This window comes from Streptomyces sp. NPDC059524 (genome assembly GCF_042749255.1).
GTDB classification, from domain to species: Bacteria; Actinomycetota; Actinomycetes; order Streptomycetales; family Streptomycetaceae; genus Streptomyces; species Streptomyces xanthii.
The window spans coordinates 20,590-27,252 of record NZ_JBHYTK010000090.1; the positions used below are offsets into that span (position 1 = coordinate 20,590).

The 6,663-nt window shown below is 67.0% G+C and carries 5 protein-coding genes; all 5 read right to left on the minus strand.

What is annotated here, in order from left to right:
* Positions 1 to 122: 122 nt before the first annotated feature.
* The 5 genes from ACFW9D_RS23790 to ACFW9D_RS23810 all read right to left on the minus strand — a co-directional run bounded on the left by ACFW9D_RS23790 (position 123) and on the right by ACFW9D_RS23810 (position 6,008).
* On the minus strand, positions 123 to 1,271 hold the full coding sequence (locus ACFW9D_RS23790; RefSeq protein WP_384624505.1) for an ABC transporter ATP-binding protein: 1,149 nt from the start codon (positions 1,269 to 1,271) through the stop codon (positions 123 to 125).
* On the minus strand, positions 1,264 to 2,316 hold the full coding sequence (locus ACFW9D_RS23795; protein WP_188337048.1) for an ABC transporter ATP-binding protein: 1,053 nt from the start codon (positions 2,314 to 2,316) through the stop codon (positions 1,264 to 1,266). Before ACFW9D_RS23795 ends, ACFW9D_RS23790 begins: the two co-directional genes overlap by 8 nt.
* An 11-nt stretch (positions 2,317 to 2,327) precedes the next feature.
* Complete coding sequence (locus ACFW9D_RS23800) at positions 2,328 to 3,278, minus strand: ABC transporter permease (RefSeq protein ID WP_188337049.1); 951 nt, start codon at positions 3,276 to 3,278, stop codon at positions 2,328 to 2,330.
* Positions 3,271 to 4,203: an ABC transporter permease gene (locus ACFW9D_RS23805; RefSeq protein ID WP_188341327.1), complete on the minus strand. Its 933-nt coding sequence runs from the start codon at positions 4,201 to 4,203 to the stop codon at positions 3,271 to 3,273. The genes ACFW9D_RS23800 and ACFW9D_RS23805 overlap by 8 nt, the downstream gene beginning before the upstream one ends.
* 179 nt (positions 4,204 to 4,382) lie before the next feature.
* Positions 4,383 to 6,008, minus strand: coding sequence for an ABC transporter substrate-binding protein (locus ACFW9D_RS23810; protein ID WP_384624507.1), 1,626 nt, complete (start codon positions 6,006 to 6,008; stop codon positions 4,383 to 4,385).
* Positions 6,009 to 6,663: the final 655 nt, after the last annotated feature.

A 6,663-nucleotide genomic window follows, 5' to 3' on the forward strand; every position in this document is an offset into this window, starting at 1 on the left:
GTCGGCGCCACCCCCCCCACACACCCCCCCCCCCACTCACCCCCCCGGGGGGGGGCCCCCCCCCCCCCGGCGGGCCGCCCCCCCCCGGGGGGGGGGGGCCCCGACGTGCATGAGGCACGGGGTCAGGACGCGTGGACGACGTCCTTCTCCTCGGCGAAGTGGCAGGCGGACTCGTGGGCCGCCTGCGAGTCCGAGCCCTTGAAACGCTCGGGGATCGCGAGGAGCGGAACCTCCTCGGCGCACTTGTCCTGCGCCTTCCAGCACCGGGTGCGGAAGCGGCAGCCCGAGGGCGGGTTCGCCGGCGAGGGCACGTCACCGGTGAGGATGATGCGCTCGCGACCCTCACGGGCCTCCGGGTCCGGCACGGGCACCGCGGAGAGCAGCGCCTGCGTGTAGGGGTGCGTCGGGTGGTCGTAGATCTGCGTGTCCGTGCCGATCTCGGCCATCTTGCCGAGGTACATGACCCCGACCCGGTCCGAGATGTGCCGGACGATCGACAGGTCGTGCGCGATGAAGATGTAGGAGAGGTTGAACTCGTCCTGCAGCTTCTCCATCAGGTTGACCACCTGCGCCTGGACGGACACGTCCAGGGCCGACACCGGCTCGTCGCAGATGATGATCTCCGGGTTGAGCGCGAGGCCGCGGGCGATGCCGATGCGCTGGCGCTGACCGCCGGAGAACTGGTGCGGGTACCGGTTGATGTACTCCGGGTTGAGACCCACGACGTCGAGCAGGTCCTGGACCTTGCGGCGCCGGTCGCCCTTGGGGGCCACCTCGGGGTGGATCTCGAAGGTCTCCCCGATGATGTCGCCGACCGTCATACGCGGGTTGAGCGACGTGTACGGGTCCTGGAACACCATCTGGATGTTGCGGCGGACGGCCTTCAGGGCACGGCCGGACAGCTTGGTGATGTCCTGGCCCTTGTAGAAGACCTCGCCCGCGGTCGCCTTCTCCAGGCTCATCAGGAGCTTGGCGACGGTCGACTTGCCACAGCCGGACTCGCCGACGATGCCCAGGGTCTCGCCCTGGTACAGGTCGAAGGAGACCCCGTCGACGGCCTTGACCGCGCCGATCTGCTTCTTGAAGAGGATGCCCTGGGTCAGCGGGAAGTGCTTCTTCAGGTTGCGGACCTGGAGGATCGGCTCACCGCGCTCGATCGTCTTGTCGAGCGCGGCGACGGCCGCGTCCTCGCCGGTCGCCTTGACGACGTCGACGTCCGAGACGTTCGGGGTGGCGTCCACGGCCTCGTCCTTCTTGCCGAGCTCAGCCATGGATCGTCTCCTTCCAGAAGTGGCAGGCGCTGCGCCGGCCGGGCAGCGCGCCGCCGTCCTGCTCCGTCACCTCGACGAGCGCCGGGACGTCGGTGCGGCAGATGTCCTGCGCCTTCGGGCACCGCGGGTTGAACGCGCAACCGGGCGGCGTCTTCAGGAGGTTGGGCGGCAGACCCTGGATCGCGTAGAGCTCCTGGCCCTTCTGGTCCAGGCGCGGGATCGAGTCGAGCAGACCGCGCGTGTACGGGTGCGCGGGCCGCTTGTAGATCTCGTGGACCGGCGCCTGCTCGACGATCCGGCCCGCGTACATCACGGCGATCTTGTCGGCGACGTCGGCGACGACACCCAGGTCGTGCGTGATGAGGATGAGGCCCATGTTGTACTCGCGCTGCAGCTCCGCGAGCAGGTCCATGACCTGGGCCTGGACCGTCACGTCGAGGGCCGTGGTCGGCTCGTCGGCGATGATCAGGTCCGGCTCCAGGGCGAGCGCCATCGCGATCATGATGCGCTGGCGCATACCGCCGGAGAACTGGTGCGGGTAGTCGTTGACGCGGGCCGCCGCGGCCGGGATCTTCACCCGGTCCATCAGCTCGATGGCCTTCGCCTTGGCCTCCTTCTTGCTGAGGCCCTGGTGCACCCGGAACATCTCGGCGAGCTGGTAGCCCACGGTCAGCACGGGGTTGAGGGAGGACAGCGCGTCCTGGAAGATCATGGCGATCTTCGCGCCGCGCAGCTTGCGCCGCTCGTCCGGCGCCATCTTCAGCATGTCCTGGCCGCGGTAGAGGATCTCGCCCTGCGGGATCTTGCCGGGCGGCATGTCGAGGATGCCCATGATCGCCTGGGCGGTGACGGACTTGCCGGAGCCGGACTCGCCGAGCACGGCCAGCGTCTCGCCGGAGCTGACGCTGTAGTTGACGCCGTTCACCGCGCGGACGACGCCGTCACGGGTGTGGAACTCGACGTGCAGGTCGCGGACTTCGAGCAGGGGCCCGTCGTCGTCGGACCGCGGGGCCGGAACCAGCGCGGGGTTGTCGATGATGGTCATGTACGCCTCCCTCAGCGCATCTTCGGGTCGAGGGCGTTGCGCACCGCTTCGCCGAGCATGATGAACGACAGGACGGCGATGCTGAGCATGATCGACGGGAACAGGATGATGTGCTGCGCCACGCGGATCGAGTTGCCGCCCGCGGAGATGTCGGCACCCCACGAGACACCGCTGGTGAGGCCGAGTCCGAGGAAGGACAGGGTGGCCTCGGCCGCGATGTAGACACCGAGCGAGATCGTGGCGACCACGATCACCGGCGCGATGGCGTTCGGCAGGATGTGCTTGAACAGGATGCGGTTGGTCCCGGCGCCGAGGGCGCGGGCCGCCTGCACGTAGTCCGCCTGCTTGACCGTGATGACCGAGCCGCGCATGACGCGCGCCGTCTGCGTCCAGCCGAGGAAGGCGAGGGCGGCGATGACGACGGGGATGCTGCGGTCCGAGAAGGCGTTGAGCATGACCATCGCGCCCAGCAGGAACGGGATGCCCATGAACATGTCGGTGACGCGGGAGAGGATCGCGTCCAGCCAGCCGCCGAAGTAGCCGGCGAGCATGCCGATCAGACCACCGAAGAGGGTGACCACGAGCGTGGTGCCGAGGCCGACCATGACCGAGGCACGGGTGCCGTAGATCATGCGCGAGTAGACGCTCTGGCCCTGCGCGTCGTAGCCGAGCCAGCCGTCGGAGAAGACCTTCCCCAGCTCGGGCTTGCCGAGGTAGTGGTTGGCCAGGTCGCGGTCGGTCGGGTCGATGCCCGTGAACAGGCCGGGGAACGCCGAGATCACCAGGAGCAGCAGGATCAGCAGCGCCGAGACGATGAAGATCCAGTTGGAGCGGAGGTCGCGCCAGGCGTCGCTCCACAGGCTGCGGGCCTTCTCGGCCTTCACCTTGACCGTGGGCTCGGGCAGTTGACCGCCGGCGGCGGCTGCGGCGGGGGCTTCCGCGGACTTGGTCAGATCAGACATAGCGAATCCTCGGGTCCAGGACCGCGTAGAGCAGGTCGACGATCAGGCTGGTGACGAGGTAGACGAGAACCAGGATGGTCACCAGTCCGACCAGCGTGGTTCCCTCCCGGCGCGACAGGGCTTCGTAGATCGTGCCGCCGACGCCGTGGATGTTGAACAGGCCCTCGGTCACGACGGCGCCGCCCATCAGGGCGCCGAGGTCGGTGCCGAGGAAGGTGACGACGGGGATCAGCGAGTTGCGCAGCAGGTGGACGCCGATGATGCGCTGCTTGGGCAGGCCCTTGGCCACCGCGGTGCGCATGTAGTCGGAGCGGAGGTTCTCCGCGACCGACGTACGGGTCAGTCGGGCCACGTACGCGAGCGAGGCCGCCGCCAGCACGATGGCCGGCATCAGCAACTCGCTGTAGTTCTGGTCGTTGTTGACGTTCGGCTGCATCCAGCCCAGCTGGAAGGCGAAGACCGTCTTGAAGATGAACCCGAGCACGAACACGGGGACCGAGATCAGCAGCAGCGTCAGGAACAGCACGCCGGTGTCGGCCAGCTTGCCGGCCCGCATGCCGGCGACGACGCCGAGCAGGATGCCGAGAACCGCTTCGATCGCGAAGGCGAGGGACGCCAGCCGGATGGTGACCGGGAACGCGTCGCCGAGGACGTCGGTCACCGGGCGCCCCGAGGCGATCTGGGTGCCGAAGTCGAAGTGCAGGATCATGTCCCGCATGTAGTGCCAGTACTGGACCAGCACGGGCTGGTCGAGCCCGTACTCATGGCGCAGCTGCGCAATGATCTGCGGGCTGCTCGCCTTGTCGCCGAAGAGACCCCGGACGGGGTCGCCGGGCAGGGCGTACACCATGAGAAAGATAAGCAGAGTCGTCCCGATGAACACCGGGATCATCTGGAGCAGTCGTCGTGCGACATAGCGCCCCATCATGCCTCCATGTCAATCGCAGCAAGGGGCCCTTTTCGCCGTACGCACGTCCGCGCGCCCGAAAGAGCGCGGTACATACAGTGAAAAGGGCCCCCCGGCCAGTTTTTCGGCCCGCACGTACCCGCTGCCCCCGGGTGCGGCCGGGGAGCAGCGGACACGAACGCTGTCGTCAGCGGTTACTACTTGTGGACCTGGACGCCGTCCAGGATCGGGTCGCCGTCCTGCGCGTACTTGACGCCGGAGACCCGCTCCGAGTAGCCCGCGTTGACCTTGTAGTACCAGAGCGGGATGGTCGGCATGTAGTTGACCAGCTGCTTCTCGACGTCCTGGTACTTCTTCTCCGACTCCTCCAGCGTCTTGGCGCTGTCGGCGTCGGCGATCATCTCGTCGACCTTCTTGTTGGAGAAGCCACCCTGGTTACCGTCCGACTTGGTGCCGAACAGGTCGCGGATGAAGTTGGCGTTGAAGGGGTAGTCGAGCACCCAGCCGGAGCGGTACATCGACTTGACTTCCTTGGCGTCACGCGCGTTGGTGTCCGCCTGGAAGTCGGCCTTCGAGTCGCCCACGCAGGTCACGTTGACGGCCTTCTTGATGGAGCCGCAGACGGCGTCCACCCACTCCTTGTGACCACCGTCCGCGTTGAACTGGATGGAGATCTTGTTGCCCGGGACGCCGCCGCCCTCTTCGATGAGCTTCTTGGCCTTGGCCGGGTCGTACTTGGTGACGTCGCCCGCGGCGTTCGGCTGGTAGCCGAGGACGCCCTTGGCGACCCAGCCCGTGGCCGGCTCACGCGTGCCCTGGAGCACGGTCTTCGTGATGGTGTCACGGTCGATCGCCATGGACAGACCCTGGATGACCTTGGGGTCGATGTCCTTCCACTGCTTCGTGTAGTACGCCACGGCAATGGTCTGGATGGCGGAGTAGGACTGGTCGACCGCGCGGTCACCCAGGTCCTGCTTGTAGACCGGCAGGTCCTTCGGGGCGAGCTGACGCAGGACGTCGACGTTGCCCGACTTCAGGTCCTCGTAGGCGGTCTCCAGGTTGGTGTAGTTCTTGAACGTCACACCACCGTTCTTCGCCTTGTTGGGGCCCTGGTACCCGTCGAAGCGGGAGACCTTGATCTCCTTCTTGTGCTGCCAGGAGACGAACTTGTACGGGCCGTTGCCGACCGGCTTCTGACCGGCGGCCGTCGGGTCCTTGAAGAAGGACTCGGGCAGCGGCGAGAAGACCTCGTAGCCCAGCTTGTACACGAAGTACGGGATCGGCTTCGAGAGCTCGATGGTGAAGGTGTTCTCGTCGACGACCTTCAGACCGGACATCTTGTCGGTCTTCGCCTTGCCCTTGGCCGGCGCGACGTCGTCGTAGCCCTTGATGTCCGAGAACCAGAAGCTGTTGGTCTGCTTGTTCGCCGGGTTGGCGCCCCAGTTCCAGGCCTTGACGTACGACTCGGCGGTGACCGGGGTGTTGTCGTGGAACTTCCAGCCCGGCTTCAGCTTGACCGTGAAGGTCTTGTTGTCCGTGGTGTCGACCGACTGGGCGTTCACCATGGTGATGTTGCCCTTGGCGTCGTAGTCCACGAGCTGCGAGAACAGCGTGGACAGCACGATGCTGCCGTTGGACTCCATGGTGTTGGCGGGCTGCAGGGGGTTCTGCGGCTCACCCACCTCGACGGAGAACGTGCCGTTCGGGTCGACGGCGGCCTTGTCGTCCTTGCCGCTGTCGCTGTTGCCGCCTCCGCACGCGGTCGCGGCCAGAGCGATGATCGCCGCGCCCGCCACCCACTTGGCGCTCTTGGCACCACGCATGGGGTTCCTCCTCATGAGTCCACTTGTTCACTGCGAGAGAGGGCGCATCCACCCCGGTTCGGCACCCCTGCCGCCCCGGCGCTTCAAAGCGCCCCAGTGTGCTCGTGAGTCGGCGCTCCCCACTGCGCGTGACCCATTGACCCGAGCTCTACGGCGTCAACTATTAGCCATGGAGTGTCGGTCACCAACACCCATTTGGTCTCGGTTCGATCACACCTGCTGCGTACTTCTCCCAAAATCCGGACAAACCGATCCGCACTAGAGGGTCACGAAACGGACGCGTTACATATCTATCGGTCAGCAGTGTCCGGATACCGAACGGAACGGAAGAGAAAACGAGTTGCGCGGTCGCACCTCGGCGCTCACTCTTGGTATGAGGTGCGCCTCCAGCCGGGAACCCGGCGGCGTGCGCGCCGCGGGACCAGAGGGTCTACGCGCGACACGCTCTCGCAGCGTAGCGGCCCCCGACTCCCGAGTACACCGGCCGGTACCCCAAGGGGCGGCAAACCTGCTCACGGCCGCCCACGGACGCGCGAAGGGCCCGGCACCCCCCCCGGGGGGCGGGGCCATGGGGCCGCAACGTGCCGTGCGTCACCGGGGCGTGGGGCCCGCGGCCGTGCGGGCGCGCCGCGTGTGGGGTGTGTCTTATAAACAA